The organism is Streptomyces sp. Ncost-T10-10d, assembly GCF_900091955.1.
Lineage (GTDB): Bacteria > Actinomycetota > Actinomycetes > Streptomycetales > Streptomycetaceae > Streptomyces.
Genome location: NZ_FMDF01000035.1, coordinates 34,376 through 52,626 on the forward strand (window position 1 = coordinate 34,376; position 18,251 = coordinate 52,626).

At 71.3% G+C, this 18,251-nt stretch carries 14 protein-coding genes and 2 pseudogenes; 8 read left to right on the forward strand and 8 right to left on the reverse strand.

Annotated elements, in window-relative coordinates; translation table 11 throughout:
• Positions 1-222: 222 nt before the first annotated feature.
• The 5 genes from GA0115254_RS03850 to GA0115254_RS03870 are packed head-to-tail and all read left to right on the forward strand — an operon-like array spanning position 223 to position 3,168.
• Positions 223-522 (forward strand): DUF1876 domain-containing protein, encoded by a 300-nt coding sequence (locus tag GA0115254_RS03850; protein ID WP_093893847.1) that lies wholly within the window; start codon positions 223-225, stop codon positions 520-522.
• A gap of 16 nt (positions 523-538) precedes the next feature.
• Entirely contained in the window at positions 539-1,174 is a 636-nt protein-coding gene (locus GA0115254_RS03855) for a 2Fe-2S iron-sulfur cluster-binding protein (RefSeq protein ID WP_093893848.1), read from the forward strand.
• Entirely contained in the window at positions 1,171-1,428 is a 258-nt protein-coding gene (locus GA0115254_RS03860) for a VWA domain-containing protein (RefSeq protein ID WP_370740819.1), read from the forward strand. Before GA0115254_RS03855 ends, GA0115254_RS03860 begins: the two co-directional genes overlap by 4 nt.
• Entirely contained in the window at positions 1,421-2,533 is a 1,113-nt protein-coding gene (locus tag GA0115254_RS03865; RefSeq protein ID WP_093893871.1) for an XdhC family protein, read from the forward strand. The genes GA0115254_RS03860 and GA0115254_RS03865 overlap by 8 nt, the downstream gene beginning before the upstream one ends.
• 50 nt (positions 2,534-2,583) lie before the next feature.
• Positions 2,584-3,168 carry an SRPBCC family protein gene (locus GA0115254_RS03870; RefSeq protein WP_093893849.1) on the forward strand — a complete coding sequence of 195 codons (585 nt, stop codon included), beginning with the start codon at positions 2,584-2,586 and terminating at the stop codon, positions 3,166-3,168.
• A 148-nt stretch (positions 3,169-3,316) separates the two neighbouring features.
• On the opposite strand, the pseudogene GA0115254_RS47385 reads toward GA0115254_RS03870, so the two are convergent.
• Both GA0115254_RS47385 and GA0115254_RS03875 read right to left on the reverse strand, forming a co-directional pair.
• Positions 3,317-3,484, reverse strand: a pseudogene (locus GA0115254_RS47385) (hypothetical protein); the annotation flags it as partial.
• Between the two features lie 93 nt (positions 3,485-3,577).
• Entirely contained in the window at positions 3,578-5,281 is a 1,704-nt protein-coding gene (locus GA0115254_RS03875; protein WP_093893850.1) for an acyl-CoA dehydrogenase family protein, read from the reverse strand.
• Between the two features lie 623 nt (positions 5,282-5,904).
• Here GA0115254_RS03875 and GA0115254_RS44175 point away from each other — a divergent pair.
• Positions 5,905-6,372: pseudogene (locus tag GA0115254_RS44175) on the forward strand (lamin tail domain-containing protein); the annotation flags it as partial.
• 619 nt (positions 6,373-6,991) lie between these two features.
• Here GA0115254_RS44175 and GA0115254_RS44180 read toward each other — a convergent pair.
• The 3 genes from GA0115254_RS44180 to GA0115254_RS03890 all read right to left on the reverse strand — a co-directional run bounded on the left by GA0115254_RS44180 (position 6,992) and on the right by GA0115254_RS03890 (position 10,724).
• Positions 6,992-7,156 carry a hypothetical protein gene (locus GA0115254_RS44180; protein ID WP_176739970.1) on the reverse strand — a complete coding sequence of 55 codons (165 nt, stop codon included), beginning with the start codon at positions 7,154-7,156 and terminating at the stop codon, positions 6,992-6,994.
• Positions 7,146-9,182: a SpoIIE family protein phosphatase gene (locus GA0115254_RS03885; RefSeq protein ID WP_093893873.1), complete on the reverse strand. Its 2,037-nt coding sequence runs from the start codon at positions 9,180-9,182 to the stop codon at positions 7,146-7,148. The genes GA0115254_RS44180 and GA0115254_RS03885 overlap by 11 nt, the downstream gene beginning before the upstream one ends.
• A gap of 210 nt (positions 9,183-9,392) precedes the next feature.
• Positions 9,393-10,724 carry a DUF6777 domain-containing protein gene (locus GA0115254_RS03890; protein WP_093893852.1) on the reverse strand — a complete coding sequence of 444 codons (1,332 nt, stop codon included), beginning with the start codon at positions 10,722-10,724 and terminating at the stop codon, positions 9,393-9,395.
• A gap of 145 nt (positions 10,725-10,869) precedes the next feature.
• Between GA0115254_RS03890 and GA0115254_RS03895 the strand changes: the two genes are divergently transcribed.
• On the forward strand, positions 10,870-12,147 hold the full coding sequence (locus tag GA0115254_RS03895; protein ID WP_093893853.1) for a streptophobe family protein: 1,278 nt from the start codon (positions 10,870-10,872) through the stop codon (positions 12,145-12,147).
• Between the two features lie 9 nt (positions 12,148-12,156).
• On the opposite strand, the gene GA0115254_RS03900 is transcribed toward GA0115254_RS03895, so the two are convergent.
• The 3 genes from GA0115254_RS03900 to GA0115254_RS03910 are packed head-to-tail and all read right to left on the reverse strand — an operon-like array spanning position 12,157 to position 16,313.
• The gene (locus GA0115254_RS03900; protein WP_093893854.1) at positions 12,157-13,194 is read right to left on the reverse strand and encodes a serine/threonine-protein kinase; all 1,038 of its coding nucleotides are present in this window, start codon (positions 13,192-13,194) and stop codon (positions 12,157-12,159) included.
• Positions 13,194-13,943 carry an SH3 domain-containing protein gene (locus GA0115254_RS03905; protein WP_093893855.1) on the reverse strand — a complete coding sequence of 250 codons (750 nt, stop codon included), beginning with the start codon at positions 13,941-13,943 and terminating at the stop codon, positions 13,194-13,196. The genes GA0115254_RS03900 and GA0115254_RS03905 overlap by 1 nt, the downstream gene beginning before the upstream one ends.
• 15 nt (positions 13,944-13,958) lie before the next feature.
• On the reverse strand, positions 13,959-16,313 hold the full coding sequence (locus GA0115254_RS03910; RefSeq protein WP_093893856.1) for an FHA domain-containing protein: 2,355 nt from the start codon (positions 16,311-16,313) through the stop codon (positions 13,959-13,961).
• Between the two features lie 224 nt (positions 16,314-16,537).
• Here GA0115254_RS03910 and GA0115254_RS03915 point away from each other — a divergent pair, with 224 nt between their 5' ends.
• Entirely contained in the window at positions 16,538-18,211 is a 1,674-nt protein-coding gene (locus GA0115254_RS03915; protein WP_093893857.1) for a PHP domain-containing protein, read from the forward strand.
• The last annotated feature ends 40 nt before the right edge of the window (positions 18,212-18,251 follow it).

The window sequence follows — 18,251 nt, forward strand, 5'->3', positions numbered from 1 at the left end:
CGCAGAGTGATGAGCAGTTCGCCGGCGCTCGCCGAACGGGAACGATGCCGGTTCATGGGCCGCTCCGCACTCGGTCGAAGTGACTCCACGCATCCTATTTCGGCGGTGTGATCCCCGCAGGACGAGCCGGAACGCGCGAACGGGTCCGGCCGGGTGGATCCTGATGACAGGACCGCGTCGTGGCGGCGGACCGAGGCCGGGCGCAGTCGCAGGAGGTGCTCGATGACTCGCACGCTGGAGTGGCAGGTCCGCGTCGGTCTGTCCGAGGAGGACGGTACGACCAGGGCCGAGGCGGTACTGGACACCGGCTCCGCAAAGCTCATCGGACATGGGGTCGCCCGCTGCAACCCGCAGGACGTGGATGTTCCCGTCATCGGCGACGAACTCGCGGCGAGCCGCGCCATGAAGGACATCGCCGCGCAGTTGATGAAGGCCGCCGACCATGAACTGGAAACGGTCGGAGCCGGACCCGCCAGCGGGCCCGTCGCACCGCCGTACGCATGGTCCGACACCACGGCCTGAGCCCTGGGGAGGGCATATGACCCGCATCTCGATGACGGTGGACGGCACGAGGTACGAGGACGAGGTCGAGCCCGGCCTGCTGCTGGTTCACTACCTCCGCGACCACCTGGGGCTCACCGGTACACCCGTCGGCTGTGACACCAGCAACTGCGGGGCATGCACCGTCGAACTCGACGGCGACAGCGTCAAGAGCTGTTCCGTACTGGCCGTGCAGGCCGACGGCGGCGAAGTGACCACCGTCCAGGGGCTCGCCCCCGACGGCGAGTGGACGCCGCTGCAGACCGCCTTCCACGAACAGCACGCGCTTCAGTGCGGCTACTGCATCCCAGGCGTGATCATGACGGCCAGGGATCTGCTCGCCCAGGGCTGGGCGGTCGTCGGTATCGCGGCGCTCGTACGACGTGACGACGACCACATCGCCGAGGCCCGCATCGGCCTGACCAACATGGGCACCACGCCACTGCGCGCGAGCGCCACCGAGCAGGCGCTCACCGGCGCGGAGGCCGGACCGGCCGCCGTGGCGCGGGCCGCCGAAGCCGCGGCCGAGGGCACTCGCCCAGCTTCGGACCTGTCGGCCTCGCCCGAGTACCGCGAACACCTCGTACGGGTGCTGACCCGGCGTGCGGTGCTGGCCGCGGCCGGGATGGAGTGACAGGTGACGAGGCCGGCGAACGGGGGAACGGAGCGGGCGGGCCGGAGGGCGGACCGGGCGAACTGCGCCGACTGCACCGGCTGGCGCACCGCGTGGTGTGGGCCAACCCTCGCAAGGCACACCCGGGTTACGCACCGCTCGCGGCGGGTATGGCGGCGGCGCTGCCGCACATGGACTCCTTCGTCGAAGGGCACAGCCTGGCCGCCCTGGAGCGGCCGGCGGCCGTGGTGCGGGGTGCGGCCGCCGATGCGTGAGATCCTTCCGGCGCTCAGCCGCTGGTACACCGCCGGGGAACCGTTCGGGCTCGCCACCGTCGTCGCGGTCAGCCGCAGCGCACCGCGCGGCCCCGGCGCGGCGATGGCTGTGGGCCCGGACGACGAGGTCGTGGGCAGCGTCTCCGGCGGCTGCGTCGAGGGCGCGGTCTTCGAACTGGCCAAGGAGGTCGTGGAAACGGGCCGGGCCCAGCTCCAGACCTTCGGCTACAGCGACGAGGACGCCTTCGCCGTCGGCCTCACCTGCGGCGGCGAGATCACGCTCCTCGTGCGTCCTGTTACGGCGGTGCACGACACCTCCTTCGGTGAGGTCGCCGCATCGGTCGCCGAGCACCGCCCGGTGGTGATCGCCACCGTGACCGACGGCCCCGCCCCGCGCGGCGCCGCCCTCGCCGTCTGGCCGGACACCGTCTCCGGATCGTTGGGCGCGAGCGGTCTCGATGCCGCCGTCGCCGCCGACGCGCGAGGAGAACTCGCCCAGGGCGCAACCGGCTTGCGGCACTACGGCCCCAACGGCGAACGGCGTGAGGACGACGTCACCGTGTTCCTCCAGTCGTTCGCCCCGCCGCCCCGGATGCTGGTCTTCGGCGCCATCGACTTCGCTGCTGCGGTGGCCCGGATCGGTGCGTTCCTCGGCTACCGCGTCACCGTCTGCGACGCCCGCCCCGCCTTCGCCGACCCCCGCCGTTTCCCGGACGGCGCGGAGGTGGTCGTCGACTGGCCGCACCGGTACCTGAGCGACACGGAGATCGACGAGCGGACCGTGATGTGCGTACTCACCCACGACCCGAAGTTCGACGTCCCGCTGCTGGAGGTGGCCCTGCGCACCCCGGCCGCGTACATCGGCGTGATGGGCAGCCGCCGGACCCACGAGGACCGCCTGGCCCGGCTGCGCGAGACCGGCCTCGGCGAAGCGGAACTGGCCCGGCTGCGCTCGCCCATCGGCCTCGACCTCGGCGCGCGTACCCCCGAGGAGGTGGCCGTCTCGATCGCGGCGGAGATCATCGCACTGCGCTGGGGCGGCACCGGCAGCCCGCTCGCGGACACGGTCGGGGCGATCCATCCGCCGCGGCTGAGATCCGTATGACTTCGCGACCCTGTGATTCGTGACCCTGTGATTCGTGTGAGGAGCAGACCATGCAGCTGCAGAACTCATTCACCGTGCCGGTCCCGGCCGACGAGGCATGGCGGGCGCTCCTCGACATCGAACGCGTCTCGCACTGCATGCCGGGTGCGACCGTGGAGGAGTTCGACGGCGACACCATCAAGGGCTCCGTGAAGGTGCGGGTGGGACCGATCACCGTGACGTACCGGGGCACGGCGACCTTCCTGGAGAAGGACGAGTCTGCCCACCGCGTGGTCCTGTCCGCCCGGGGCAACGAAGTACGGGGCCAGGGCACGGCGAGCGCCACGGTGACCGGCACGCTGGCCGATCACGACGGAGGGACGACCGTCGCCGTGACCACTGACCGGACCGTCACCGGGCGGCCGGCCCAGTTCGGCCGCGGGGTCATGGCCGATGTGAGCGACAAACTCATCGGCCGGTTCGCCGACTGCCTGTCGCACAAGCTGTCGGCCACGGAAGAACCGTCCACGACAGCACCGGCCACTGCTGGTTCCGCGGCCGGCGGTACGCAATCCGCCGCGGCCGGCGGCAGCCGTTGCCGCTGCGGCGGAGTGTGCCGGTCGTGTCACAGCGGGCGCCTGCCGGGAGAGCCGTAGTTTTGCGCATGGAAGAGGCCGAAGCCACAATGCCGGGTCCAGGGGGGAGCCATGTCGCTCCAGCCCCGGTCGAGCTGGATGCCCTCGCGCGGAACACGGTCGGTGGCGGCGGCGAGAACGAGCGTCGCGGTCTCGAGGAGGACCGGCCCCATGGGGCCGTACGGGTGTCGAAGTAGCCCATCCAGAAACCCTTGAGGCCCACGGACCGGCCGATGCCCCGGCACTCCTCGTCGAAGTAGATCACTGAGTGAAGGGGTTCGGTGCGCAGCCACAGCGTGCGGGGTCCCGACTCCATGGGAGCCAACCCAACGCCCATGCCGGCGGATACGCCGCACGACGACGGGCGGGCGGGGTCTCTCTTCGGCCCTGCCCACACGTCGTCGCCGCACCGGGAGACGCGGCGACGGCCTCAGATCGTCCCGCCGAAGTGCCGCTCCACGATCGCGGCGGCATCGGTGCCGCGCGGCAGGATGCCGTACTGATGACCACGGACCTCGCCGAGCCGGGCGGCGACGAACGCTTCGGCCGTCGCCGCGGGAGCGTGACGCAGCATCAGCGAGGACTGCAGAGCCAGCGCCATGCCCTCGACGGTCGCCCGGGCGCGGGTCTGCGCAGCCAGCGGGTCGCGCAGGTCCTCGGCCAGCTCCTGGCGTACCCGACGGATGTGTGCGTCCAGTACGGAACTGGCACCGGCCGTGGTCTCCAGCTCGGCCCAGAACGCGTCCAGCGACTGCGGGGTCCTGGCGATGCCCCGCAGCACATCGAGCGCGATGACGTTTCCGGAGCCCTCCCACACCGCCATCACCGGCTGCTCGCGGTAGCGCCGGGCCAGCGGCCAGTCCTCGGTGTAGCCGTTGCCGCCCAGACACTCCAGTGCCTCGTAGGCGTGGTGCGGGCCGCGCTTGCAGATCCAGTACTTGGACACCGCGGTGGCCAGCCGCCGGAACATCGCCTCGGACTCGCCGCTGTCGGCCTCGTACGCATGGGCCAGACGCAGCGAGGTCCAGGTCGCGGCCTCCGTCTCCAGCGCCAGATCGGCAAGGACCGCCGTCATCGCCGGCTGGTCGACCAGCTGGGCACCGAACGCGCTGCGATGGTGCGCGTGCCAGATCGCCTCGGACACCGACTGGCGCATGCCGGCGGTGGTGCCGAGCACACAGTCGAGCCGGGTGTGGTTGACCATCTCGATGATCGTGGGGACGCCACGGCCGGGCTCGCCGACCCGTACCGCCCAGGTGCCGTCGAACTCCACCTCGGAGGAGGCGTTCGACTTGTTGCCGAGCTTGTTCTTCAGCCGCTGGATGCGGACGGTGTTACGGGTGCCGTCGGCCAGTACCCGCGGTACGAGGAAACAGGTGAGCCCGGCCCCGGCCTGGGCCAGGACCAGGAAGGCGTCCGACTGCGGGGCCGAGAGGAACCACTTGTGGCCGGTGAGCAGATGCGCCCGCCCCTCGGGGTCGGAGGCCAGCGGGACGGCGCGTGTGGTGTTGGCGCGGACGTCGGAGCCGCCCTGCTTCTCCGTCATCCCCATGCCGAAGGTCAGCCCGGACTTGCTGCCGGGAGCGATCAGCCGGGGGTCGTAGGAACGGCTGAGCAGTCCGGGCAGCCAGTCCCGTCCCACGTCCGGATCACGCTGCAGGACCGGGACCACGGCATGCGACATGGACATCGGGCAGGCGTGGCCGGGCTCGATCTGGGCGAACAGCATGAACGAGGCCGCCCGCGCCACCGCTGCTCCGGGCTTCGGGTCGGCCCAGCCCGCGGTGTGCGTGCCATGACTCACTGCCGCGCCGATGACCTCGTGGTACGCGGGGTGGAAGTCGATCTCGTCGACGCGGTTGCCGTAACGGTCATGGGTGCGCAGGACGGGCGGGGAGGTGTGGGCGAGCTCCGCACTGATCTGGAACCGCTCGGAACCGACCAGGGTGCCGATGGCGTGCAGTTCCGGCTCGTGCCAGGCCGCGCCGAACGTCCGGACGGCCTGTGCGAGCGGCAGGTTGGTGCCGTACTCGTCGAGGCCGGTCCTGGGCGGCGCCTGGTTGGTGACCTCATGGGTGGGGCGCGGCGCGGGGGCCTCGGGCCGAACGTCGGTCCGGTGCGGGCTGACGGTCATCGCGGGTTCCTGTCCTGGTCGATGGGCGGGGCGGCGGGGGAGTGGGTGCGGCGGTGTGCGGCTCGCGCTCAGGTGCCGTCGCGATCACAGCGGCGGCCGACAGCTGTGCGTGTGCCGCAGGCAGTTCACCTGCGGCGATACCCGCGGCGATGGCCGGCTCGGCGCGGGCGTGCCGCGATGTTCTGAACCTCGATTCATATCTTCATTTGTCACTCAATCACTGTTGTTCTCGCGGTGCAATGGCTCCGCAGTAGAACTGTCGTTCTTCTTTCCTCGGGTAAGGGAATGGGTGTTCAAGGCTGTATGGATGGTGGCTGTTACGGAATTCCCGCACCGGTCGCGCGGGGGGTGCGTGGGCGCGCGCCGGGTATGGGATGCGGCCACCGGCTGCGTCGGTTCGGTGCCGCGCGGATGGGTGCAGCAGGCAGGGGTTGACAGGTACTCGGAGGGTTGGATGCGTGCCGGTTACAGACGCGTGTGACGGAAATGTCCGTACTTCGTAACACGTATCGGTGCGTCTTTCGTGACTCGGGCAATCGGGCCACAGTGTGCGTTCTCGGCAACAGGCCGAGTCCGAAAGACGCTCGGACCACGCGGTCCGGGCCCGCATCTGAGGGGTCTTCATGTCCCGTTCCGCACGGCGGTTCACCGCTGCCGTACTCGCCTCCGGCGCACTGGTGGCCGCCGCCGCACTGCCGGCGATCGCAGACGAACACGACCACGGGATCGGTCACGGCCACACCTGGACCGACCCGCGTTCGGCCGTGGTCCTGGGTGCGATCCAGTACAACAGTCCCGGCTACGACGATGGCTCCAACCGGAGCCTCAACGGTGAGTGGGTCACCGTCACCAACACCGGCCGTCACTCGGTCAACCTCCGCGGCTGGACCCTGAGCGACGAGAGCCGCCGCACCTACCGGTTCGACCTGCGGCTCGCGGGCCGTTCCTCGGTGCGTGTGCACACCGGAGTCGGCCGCGACACCAGCCGCGACGTCTACCAGGACCTCCGCAACTACGTATGGGACGCCAGCGACACGGCGATTCTGCGGGACGCGTACGGTCGCAGGATCGACTCGAAGTCCTGGGGCCGCGACCGGGACCGCCACGACCGGGACCGCGATGGCCGCGACCGCCGCGACCGCGACCGGCACGACCGGGACCGGCACGACCGGGACCGGCACGACCGGGACCGGCACGACCGGGATCGTGACAGCCGCGACCGGCACGATCGGGACCGGCACGATCGGGACCGCCACGACCGGGACCGTGACGGCCGCGACCGGCACGACCGGGACCGCCACGACCGCGACCGCGATGGCCGCGACAGGGACCGTGACCACGACGGCCGTGACCGCGGTCACGACGGCCGCAATGGCCATGACGGCCGCAACGGTCACGACGGCCGCAATGGCCACGACAGCCGCGACGACCGTGGAGGCCGTAACCACCGCGACGGTCGCGACTGACCCGACCGGCGACCGCTCCCCATCCCCGGAACGGCCGTCGCCACCCTGATCGCGGCGCCCCGCGGCCGACCCGGCCGCGGGGCGCCGCACTTGTCAGTGATCGCCGGACCGCCGAGCGGGGCGCTCCGCATTGAGCGCGTCGACCGCCCCGTGGACGTCTCCGATCGTTGTGTGGTCGACGGCGGCGAAATTCACCGGACTGCCCCGCTGCTGCTCGCACCGGTGCGCACGGTCGAGCACCCGGTCACGGGCGTTGACCCTGCTCGCGTCGATCGGTCACCATCGCCTCGGCGACCGGCAGCCGCGCGAGGAGATTCCTGGTGACACCCGATGTCACCAGCGTGCACAGGGCCGCCACGAGGAAGGCGGCCATGCGCAGCGGGTGCCGCACGCCGAGGTCAGGACTCATCCGCCACGGACGGGATCTCCTGCTCGGTCCACAGGGCCTTGCCGTCGCTGCTGTACCGGGTGCCCCAGTGGGCGGCGAGCTGGGAGACGATGAACAGTCCGCGTCCGCCCTCGTCGACGGTGCGCGCATGGCGCAGATGGGGTGACACCCGACTGCTGTCGTGCACCTCGCAGGTGAGCGAGCGGCCAAGGATCAGCCGCAGTTGCAACGGAGGGGTGCCGTAGCGGACGGCGTTGGTGATCAGTTCGCTCACGATGAGTTCGGTCGCCTCGGTCGTCTCCTCGTCGAGGTTCCAGCCGTCGAGCCGGTCGCGCACGAGCGTACGGGCGATGGCGGGCGTGGTCCGGTCGTGGGCCAACTCCCAGGTCGCGACCCGTTCGGCCGGGACGACGCCGGTACGTGCGAGGAGAAGGGCGGCGCCTTCGGGACAGTGCTCGGCCGGAAGGGTGTAGACGATGTCGTCGCACAGGTCCTGCAGACTCCGGCCGGGCTGCACGAGCGCTTCCTGTACCCGCTTCGCGGACCCGTGGCCGGTCAGGAGGGTGCCGGTGAAGAACGCCAGAACGCTGCCTTCGTCGAGCTCGAAGGCGGCGGTGGCGAACGGCGAACTGTCGGTGGAGAAGAGCGAGGGCCCTTCGGGTACGTCCAGGGTGGTCGCGGTGCCGTCGGGCGTGACGAGAACCGGCGTCGGATGCCCCGCCCGTGCGATGGTGCAGGTGCGGGAGAACGGGTCGTAGACCGCGTACATGCAGGTCGCCTCGGGCGATTCCCGGTGCCGGTCGCCGGGCGGAAGCGATGCCCGTTCGACGGCCAGGCGGCCGGCGGTGTCGCTCAGCCGGGCAAGCACTTCGTCCGGCTCCAGGTCGAGACCGGCCAGCGCGTGGATGACGGTCCGCAACTGCCCCATGGTGATGGCCGCCTGGAGGCCCGGACCCTCGACGTTGCCGATGATCAGAGCAGTGCGCGCGCCGGAGAGGCCGATGGTGTCGAACCAGCAGCCGCTGTTGTGCCCGGGCAGCAGGACGTGTGCTGTCTCCACGGCGATCCGGCCACCGTCGTGCTGGGGGAGGAGGCGGCGCTGGACCGTCGACGCGATCACGTGGTCGCGCTCGTAGCGGCGTGCGTTGTCGACGCTCAGTGCGACATGAGCGGCTGCGGTCAGAGCGAGCGGGACATCGTTCTCCTCATAGGGCTCCGTCCCCGGACGCCGGTAGAGACTCACCAGACCGAGGACCGTGCCGTGCAGCTTCAGCGGGACCACGATCAGGGAGTGGGCCCGGGTGGCTTCGATCATCCGGGCGCTGTCGGGGTCCGCGTCGAACCACGGTGTCCGGGGACCGATCTGGACGAGACGGGGCCGGAGATCCGACGCGGCCAGAGCATAGGGGGTACGGGCGGGCAGCCTGCGCATCTCTCCGACCAGGCCGTCCCGGTGACCGGCGGCGCCGGGGCCCCGGACTGCCGCGCGGCGCAGTGGGACATCGTGCCCCAGCGGTCCGGTCGGCGGATCCGTACCGCGCAGGACCTCTTCCACCACCTCGACCACGGCGATGTCGGCGAACACCGGAACGACGGCTGCGACGAGCCCCTCGCAGGTGGCCGCCACATCGAGTGACCTGCCCACCCGTGTGCGCACCGCGGCGAGACACGCCGCCCGGACGCGCGCCTTCTCCTGCTCGTTGACATCGACGACCGCAGCCAGCAGCCCGAGGGTGCGACCGTCCGCATCGTCCAGACGGTAGACGGACACCCTCAGGCTGCGACTGGGGCCGGGGGCGTCCTGGAGCCGGCCGCGGATCACTTCGTCGCGCAAGGCCACGCCGGTGTCGAGCACTCCGCGCAGCAACCGCTCCGCTTTGTCCGGTTCTTCGAGGTGGTACGCGTCGGTGAAGTGACGCCCCGCAAGGAGCTCGGCGGGGACGACGTCGGAAAGGGGGTTCGCCCGTACCACCCTCAACTGCGTGTCCAGAACGTGCAGGCCCACCGCGGACTGGGCGAACAGCGTGTGGAGGACCGCCGCCGCCATGCCGTCGACCGGAGTCGACCCGGGGCCCGGTGCACCGGCGTCCGAGTCCGACACGGATTCACCCCCATCAGGCTCCGCCCACCGCGCGTATCGGTGGGTAGGGACAAGCGTCGATGTACCCTGCCCGCTTCGCCACTGCTCGATGGCAGACGGATGAACAGCCGCCGGGGTAACGGAAGAACGGCGGCTCACGCCGCTCCGCGTTTCCTGCTAGACGCCCGCCGGCCCGTCGGCCGACGGGGTGCCACCGGAGGCGGGCCGGGCGGGCGTCGCCACCGATTCCGGCGCGGACTGCGGCGCCACGGACTCGGGGGCCGGCCCCGTGCCCGACGCCGGCGGTGGGGGCGGCGCCCCGGTGGACGGGGGCACCGTTGCCGTGGTGGGCGGCGAGGAGACCGAAGACGGCGAGGACGGCGCGGTGGGCGAGGAAGCGGACGCGGACGGTGGTTCCGAGGACGGGGATTCCGGCGAGGCCGAGGTTGAGGCCGAGGCCGACGTCGGGGGGCAGGGACCGGTGGAGGCGCCGGGAGGCTGCGACGGGCAGGGCGAGAAGATCGTCTTCGAGGGCGGGGCGGTCTTCCTGTCGTGGCCGCCGGTGTCACCCGCGTCGCGCCTGAACCAGTCGCCACTCCTCGGGTCGAACATGATGAACGCCTTCACCGCCTGCGGCGCCGGCTCCACCACCGCGACATTCGAGGAGCGGTAACCGGGCCACGCGTGGCCCATCAGCTTCACGCTGCCCTTCACCGCGACCGGCGGGAGCAGCGGGTTTCCGCAGGCACAGCGAACCCGTGGCACGCCGCGATCGTCGACGAGGACGGCCGTGCCGGCCTGGAGCACCGCCTGAAAGCTGGTGGGTGCACCGTTGCGGTACCCGTGGTTGGTGACCCGGGTGTCCAGCCGCAGCTGCACCGGGGTCAGCGAGCGCAGATAGCCGGGGACGCCGGAGGGATCGATCCCCAGGACCGATGCGAACGCACTGTTCTTGCCCGGATCGGCCGTGAGCGCGGTGATCTGCTTCTCCACGTCACAGCTGGAGACGTTACGGGTGCCTCCGTACAGCCCCGGTGTCGAGCCCTGCACCGCCTGGGTGACATTCGCCGCGGTCCCGGAGACGCTGGGCAACGGGGTCGGTGTCGTCGCCCCGGAACTGGTCCGCGCCGTCGAGGGGGTGTAGGGATCGGGGCCGGTCGAACCGGCCGCCTGCAGGAAGACCTCGCCGCCCGATCCGCCATCGGGGCGGGTGAGGACGACGGTCAGCACCACCGCGGCCACGATCGCAGCGGCGATCGACGCGATCAGGGGCGCCGACCGCCACCAGGGACGCCCGGGGCCGCCGCCGGAGCCGGAAGGGCGCGCCGCATGGCGGGGACCGCCGGGGCCACCCGTGCTGCCGGAGCCGCCTCCGGCCGGCGGTCCGGACGGAGGGCCGGAGGGACGGTGCGGCGGTGGCGGTGGCACAGGTCCCTGTTGCGTGGGGCCCGAGAGAGGGCCGGAGGGGGGTCCTTCGGGGCGGCCGGACGGCGGGGGTCGGTCACTCACGGGTTCTTCTTCCGGGCGGTAGGGATCGGTCCCGATTCTTCCCTTACGTGCACATTGTGTGCCCCGTGCTCACGAGGCCCGCAAGCCGACGCCGACCGGCTCTCCCAAGGGGCGGAGTGCCCGGCGCCGTGCCTAGCGTGGCCCCGTGAGCGAACAGGGAGCCGGGGACGGGAGCCGCACGGCACGCAGCGCCGCGCACGGCTGGGGCGACGCCCTCGTCACAGTGCTCGCCGGGCTGGTGGCCATGGCCGTCACGGCAGCGCTCGGACTGTGGGCGGCCGGCGCGACCGCCCTGCCGGACGGTGCGTTCCCGCGGGTCGTCGCGGCCGCCGTCGTGATGGCGGCGGGCGGCACGGTCGACCTCTCCGGGGACGCCGGGGACCTCGCGAAGACCCACGCGGACCTCTCGGTGCTGCCGCTCTCGGTGACCCTCGCCGGAGCACTGGTGATCGCCGCGGGCTTTCTGCGCCCGCTGCGTCACCGGGCCGTCGCGGGCACCCGAGAACTGGCGGGCTGGGCCGCCCGGGTGGCAGTGCTCTGGGCGCTGGTGCTCATCGGCCTCTCGCTGCTCGCCCGCCAGACGTTCGCCGTCGCGGTCGGGGGCCCGACCGGCACGGTCATCAGCGACGTGTTCGACGCATCCCCCGAGGTCGGATTCCGGGCCGATGTCCTCCTCACCCTCGTCCTCGGTCTGATCTGGCTGGCCGGGGTTCTCGTCCTTGCTCTCCTCGTGTCGCGGGCGGCGCCGCTCCCCGCCCGGCTGGTGCGCTTCCAGGAGTCGGTGCGCCCGGCCGCGTACGCCATGGTGGCGTTGCTGCTCGCATACGTCGTAGGGGGACTGGTCGTCGGGCTCGTCGTCGCGGTGACCCGCGGTCACCCGGCCGAGACGTTCGCCGCGATTCTCCTGGGGCTGCCGAACCTTGTGTGGCTCGCCTTCACGCTGGGGCTCGGGGCGTCGTGGGAGGGACGGGTGGACGGTCCGTTCGGGCTGCCCGTGCCGCATGTGCTCGACTCCGTACTCCGTGGCTCGGACATCTCCACCCTCGACGTCGCCACGCTGGCCGATGCCGACGCGCGGTCCTGGTGGCTGGTGGTCGTCGCCGCGGTCCTGACCCTGTCCGCCGCGTTCCTCATGGCGATTCGCTCGCCCGCTCGGATGCCGCACTGGCAGCACGCCGTGCGCATGGCGGTGGGGCTCGTACTCACCGTGCTGACCATCTGCCTGACCGCCCGGATCTCCGCGCACCTCGGACTGTCGCTGCTGGGCATCGGTGATGTCGACGGCGGCCTCGGCGGGCAGGTCACCCTGCGCCCCCGGGTAGGGAGCGCACTCGCTCTGGCCGCGCTCTGGGGACTGATCACCGGTTTCCTCGGCAGCCTGCTCGGCTCCGGAGTCCTCCGGCGCGGCGAAGTGCCCGGCTGACCACCGCGCCTACCGACGGAGCCCGGGGAACACCGGCAGTGCCCACCGCGGCGGCCCGGGCGGTGGCTCGGGCTCCGGGGGCCGTGCGGCGATCCGCCGGTCGACCAGGGTCGGCGGATGGTTCTCCCCCGTACCACCCCGGGCGGCCGAGCGCAGGGCGGCCACGAACTGCAGACACGAGTCGTACCGGTCGTCCGGGCTCTTGGCCAGCGCCTTCGCCAGTACGTCGTCCACCGCGGCCGGGAGATCGGGGCGCAGCCCGCTCAGGGGCGGCGGCGGGTCGAACTGGTGGGCCCACAGCAGAGCCATGTCGTCGTCGCGCCGGAACGGCGGTCCGCCGGCCAGGGTCTCGTGGACGACACACGCCAGGCTGTAGACATCGCACCGGCCGTCCACCGGACGGCCGGAGATCTGCTCGGGCGCCACGTAGTCGAGCGTTCCGACGAACTGGCCCACCGAGGTGAATCCGGTCAGCGACAGCGATTTCTTGGTCAGGCCGAAGTCGGTCAGGTACACATGCTCGGGGTGGTCGCTGTCCGTGCCCGCCGCGACCAGGATGTTGCCGGGCTTGACGTCCCGGTGAACCAGGTCGTGATCGTGGGCGGCGTCGAGTGCGGACGCCACCTGCGCGGCGATCCGGACCGCCGTGCCGATCGGCAGCGGCCCCTCGTGGTCGATGCGGGCGCGCAGGTCCTGACCTGCGACGTAGCGCATGGCGATGTAGAGGATGCCCTCGGTCTCACCGGCCTCGAAGACCGGCACGATGTGCGGATGGTCGATCGCGGCCGCGACCCGCGACTCATGGGTGAAGCGTTTGCGGAATGTGTCGTTGCGCGCGAGTTCGGGTGCCAGCAGCTTGAGAGCGACCGTGCGGTCCAGTCGCAGATCCTTGGCCCGGTAGACCACCGCCATGCCACCGCGACCGATCTCGCTCTCCACGACATAGCTCGCGATCTGCTTCCCGATCAGGCCGGAAGGCCTGCCGACGGGCAGCTCGGTGGACCGCGAGGAGTGGGCGGCAGCCGGGGGCCGGGGCTCGCCGGCCATCACTCGTCACCCGTCCGGGTGGGCGGATGCGGGGCGGACCGGCCGGATTCGTCGACCGGGTGGACAAACTGTGTCGGTTCCTCGTCGTCCCCGGGATGTCCTGGCCGGTCCCGGGCCGACTGTTCCGGGCGGACGATCTGTGTCGGTTCCTCGTCGTCCTCTTCCGGCGCTCGGGCGTACGCCAACTGCTCGGGCGCGACGACCTGCGTCGGATCCGCTTCGACCGCCTCCGCCGGCCCGTCCGCCGGAGCCCTGCTCGGCCTGCCCGGTCCGGACGCGGCCGCGTAGGTGCTCAGCCGCGTCCCGTCGCAGTACACCCAGCGCTCGTGCTCGGCGTCGTACAGCCACACCGCCTCGCCGTCCACGACCATCCCCACCCGCAGTCCCTGCGTGCGACGGCGGAAGGTCTCCCCGTCGATAAGCCCATCGGCCAGCTCCTCCGCGACGCGCCGGTACCGGGCGAGCGACTCCTGGACCCGGGCCAGCAGGGGGCGCGGATCCGCCGTACGGGCGAGCGGCTGCCCGGCGAGCGGCGGCCCCTGCGGTACGGAGACGAGCAGGCGGCCGTCGACCCAGGCCGACCAGCCGTTGGCGCACAGGACCTGCCCCCAGTCCCCGCGCCGGTCGATGAGCTGTACCGGGAGCAGCGGGTCGAGCGGTTCCGTGGGGCGGGACACATCCGGCCCCTCCCAGGCGGGCAGCCCGTCCCGGGGGACGACATGGGTCGGGCGGAACTCCGGAGTCACCATGGGTGCCTGCTTCCGCTATTTCCGCATGACGGCGGGTTCGTGCCGGCGCAACAGCCGCGCGATCAACAGTCCGAAGACGACCGACAGCAACACCAGCGTTCCCATGTTCAGCAGCCACACGGCTGCGGAGTGTTCGAACAGCGGATCCGCGCTCACCTTTCCCGGCACGATCCTGCCGAGCCCGATGGTCCCGCCCATCGCCGCGAGCGCCCACCGGGACGGCACCAGCCACGCCAACTGCTCCAGCCCGGGCACCCCGTGCAGCTTCAGCAGGGCGCCGCAGAAGACGACCTGGACGATGGCGAGGAGCACCAGCAGTGGCATGGTGACCTCCTCCTTGCGTACCAGCGCCGAGATGACCAGTCCGAGCATCATCGCCGAGAACGACAGCAGGGCCACGGCCATCGTGATCTCGACCAGCGGTGGCAGGAGAACGCCCTTGCCGCCCGGGGCGTTCAGATCGACGCCCACCAGACCGACGAGGGTCAGGACCATGGCCTGCAGGATCGTAATGGTGCCCAGGACAACCACTTTGGACATCAGATAGGCCGATCTGGACAGCCCGACGGCTCTCTCCCGCTGGTAGATCGCCCGTTCCTTGACCAGTTCCCGTACGGCGTTGGCGGCGCCGGTCAGCACGCCGCCCACACAGAGGATCAGCAGCGCGTTGATCGCCGTGTCCTGGGTCAGCCGGCTGCCGGCCAGGGCCCGGGTCATCGCGCCCATCACGAACGGCAGAGCGATCATGATGGCCAGGAAGGTCCGGTCGGCACTCAGCGCGGCGGCATAACGGCGGACCAGCGTCCGCAGCTGAGCGCCCCCGCTCCGGGTCTTCGGCGGTGGCGCGACCGGGGCGACCGCAGCGTGCGGCAGCCGGGGCTGCGTGGCAGAGTTCGCGATGTACTGCCGGTGGAACGAGGACGCGCGGTACTGCGCCGACCATGCCCGGTCCCGGTCGTTCTCGAACGCCTCGAACGCCTCCGGCCAGTGCTCGAAGCCGAGGAAGGCGAGTGCGTCGTCCGGCGGCCCGTAGAAGGCGGTCTTCCCGCCGGGGGCGAGGACCAGCAGCCGGTCGCAGACATCGAGGCTGAGCACACTGTGCGTGACGACGATGACCGTACGTCCGTCGTCGGCCAGCCCCCGGAGCATATGCATGACCGAGCGGTCCATGCCGGGGTCGAGTCCCGAGGTCGGCTCGTCGAGGAAGAGCAGCGACGGTTTCGTCAGCAGCTCCAGCGCGACGCTGACGCGCTTGCGCTGGCCGCCGGAGAGGCTGTGGATCGGCTGCTCCGCCCGCTTTTCCAGGGCCAGCTCACGAATCACTTCGGTGACCCGGGCCCGGCGTTCGGACGGGGCGGCGTCGTGCGGGAAGCGGAGCTCGGCGGCGTATCCGAGGGCGCGGCGCACGGTCAGCTGGGAGTGCAGGATGTCGTCCTGCGGGACGAGCCCGATGCGATGGCGCAGCTCGGCGTAGTCGTGGTACAGGTCGCGGCCGTCATAGAGGACGCTGCCCTCGTCGGCCGGGCGGAGGCCGGTCAGTGCGTTGAGCAGGGTGGACTTGCCGGAGCCGCTCGGACCCACCACGCCGAGCAGACACTTCTCGCCCACCGGGAAGGAGACATGGTCGAGCAGGGTCTTGCGGCCCCGGTCCACGGTGACCGCCAGGTCCTGCACATCGAGCGAGACCTCCCCGGTGTCGACGAACTCCTGGAGCACGTCGCCGACCAGAGAGAACTCGGAGTGTCCGATGCCGACGATGTCACCGGCGGCGACCGGGGCGCGGCCGACCAGCTGGCCGTTGAGATACGTGCCGTTGTACGAGCCGAGGTCGACGATCTCGTACGTGCCGTCCGGATGTGCCCTCAGTTCGGCGTGCCGGTGCGACACGGTCAGGTCGTCGACGACGAGGTCGTTGTCGGCGCTGCGGCCGATGCTCACGTTATGGACGGGCCGCGGCCGCACGGTGGTCGGCTGCCGGAACGTACCGGTGGCCGCGGGCACGGAGACGGCGGACGGGCGATCGGCAGGATGCAGTGCGGAGGCAGAGGGGCCCTGGCCGATCAGTACGGCGCACGGCCCGTCCGCGGGATGACCGAACCGGATGACGCTGCCGGGTCCCACACCCGACTCATGGATGCGCCTGCCCTCCGTGTACGTGCCGTTCGTACTGTCCTCGTCCTCCAGTGACCAGTGGTCGGCCACGGGCCGCAGCACCGCGTGGTGCCACGAAACCCGTGCGTCGTCGATGACGATGTCGCTCATGGGGTCGCGCCCGACGTGGTAATCCCGGCTCGGACTCATCACAGTCGGTCCTGCGTCGGTTTCGAGAACGAGTTCGGGCGCAGTCGGCGCTACAGGCCGTTCTCCCATGCCCAAATTGTAGCGATACGTGATGTTATATGCCCGACGTATCGCGCTGAACGGGCTCCGCCCAGCCGGCCCGCGGTCATCGAATCCGGCGCGCCACAGGCGCGCCCCCCGCCCGTCAGGCCGGGTTCACCCCACATTTCCGGAATCAGGAAACCCTCACCACGGCGGCGTCACGACCCGGGCCCCGGGCCGTTGCCGCCCTGCACCGAGGAGAATGTCGCGCCATGTCCCACCCCGTGCCCGAATGGGCCGACCCCCAGGTTCCCGCGGAGTCGCTCGACCCCCAGGGGCTCAGCCGCCGAGGGCTGATGCGCCGAGCCGGTCTGTTCGGTGCGGCCTTCGCCGCCGCGTCGCTGCCGCTGCCCGCGCTGGCCGACAGCCCGGGAGGCCGGTCCCAGGGACACGGTCACGGACGCGCCCCCGACCTCGTCTATCTGGTCGGCGATCACCACAACCACTCCGTCTACAGCCATGACGCCAAATACACCTTCTCCCAGCTGGCCTCGGCAGGACAGAAGTTCGGCCTCGACTGGATGGTCTTCACCGAACACAGCAACATCGGGCATGCCGAGCTCGGCGCCGCTCAGGAACACCGCGAGATCCTCAAGGCCCGTGCCGACAACAAGCGCATGCTGATCTTCCAGGGCCTTGAGTGGTACATCCCCGGTGCCGAGCACTGCACCGTCTTCTCGCCGCCCGGACGTCACGAAGTCGACCTCCTCACCCGCTTCGAGGAAGCCTTCGACGGCAAACTGCTCGGCTACACCGCCGGTGCCCCCACGCACCCCGACACCCCGCGGAACGAGGCGCACGCGGTCAAGGCCCTCAAGTGGCTGGCCGAACAGCGCCGCACCCGGTACGTCGACGACGTGCTCGTCCTCGCCAACCACCCCATGCGGCTCGGCATCGACTCCCCGCACGAGATGCGCGGCTGGCGCGACGCGGCCCCCGAGATCATGATCGGCATGGAGGGTGCCCCGGGCGCCCAGGCCGGCGCGATCCCGGGCTGGCACCCGGACACCAACATCCGCGGCGAGTACACGAATTCACCCTCCGCCGACTCCTGGCCCGGCTACCCGCGCGAGGCGTACGTCACCTACGGGGGCTTCGACTGGGCGACCGCGACCGTCGGCGGCCTGTGGGACGCGATGCTGGCGGAGGGCAAGCTCTTCACGATCACCTCCAACTCCGACGTCCACCGCGTCGCCCAGGACACCTGGGTCAACGGCGCCTGGCCGCCCGGACAGAACTTCGACAACACCGGCCACGTCCCCGACCCGTACAACACGACCGAGCCGCAGCCCGGCGGCGACTTCTGGCCGGGCCAGTTCAGCCGTACGCATGTCGGCGTCACCCGGTACGGCTACCGGCAGGTGATGGAGGGACTGCGGGCCGGCCGGGTCTGGGTCGACCACGGCCATCTCATCGACGGCATCGACGTCAAGGTGCGCGGCGAGCACGGCAACAGCGCCACACTCGGCGGCCGACTGCGTGCCCGGCGCGGCGAGAAGCTCACCCTGACCGTCACGGTGACGGCCGCCTCCCGCCACAATCCGTATGGTGTGCTGCCGAGCCTGGAGCACGTCGACGTCATCCGCGGCGCGGTCCGCGGTCCGGCCGCCGACCGCGACGACTGGCACGCCCCGGACACCCGGCTCGTCCACACCGCCGACGTCGCGGGCCGACGTGGCACGTACACCCTGAGCATCCCGGTCGGGCGCGCGGACGAGCCGTTCTACCTGCGGCTGCGCGGCAGCGACGGCAAGCGCCACGGCAAGGGATTCCTCGGCGCGTCGGTCGACCCGCACGGCCCGCTCCCGCACGAGCCCGGCAAGGGCAACCCATGGCTCGACACCTGGTTCTACACCAACCCGGTCTTCGTGGACATCGTGCGCTGAGCCTGCTGAACAGCCGGGGCCGCCCGAGGCGGCCCCGGCC